1 pseudogene is annotated in these 309 nt (G+C 72.8%); it reads left to right on the top strand.

The features are described 5' to 3' along the window. A pseudogene (locus EOD29_RS36245) lies at positions 1-309 on the top strand (hypothetical protein); the annotation flags it as partial.

Below are 309 nucleotides of genomic sequence, written 5' to 3'. Positions count from 1 at the left end.
GTCGCGATCGGCGGCGTGGGCGGGTCGGGCAAGTATTCCGTCGGCGAGGCGATCGCCGGCCTCCGAGGACTCGCGTCCGGTGAGGTCGTGGTCGCCGGCTCCGCGATCCGCACCGGCGACGTCAAGGCCAGCCAGCGCGCCGGCATCGGCTTCGTCCCCGCGGACCGCCACCGCGACGGATACGTCCCGCAGCTCAGCGTCGCCGAGAACATGACCATGGGCATCATGGACCAGCTCGCCCCGGCGGGTGTGTTCTCGCCGCGGAAGCAGACGGCCCTGTCGCGCGACCTGATCGCCGACGTCGCGCTC

Origin of the sequence: Mesorhizobium sp. M1A.T.Ca.IN.004.03.1.1, assembly GCF_003997555.1 — a bacterium.
GTDB lineage: Bacteria > Pseudomonadota > Alphaproteobacteria > Rhizobiales > Rhizobiaceae > Mesorhizobium.
This window is presented reverse-complemented; position numbering and strand designations above follow the sequence as displayed.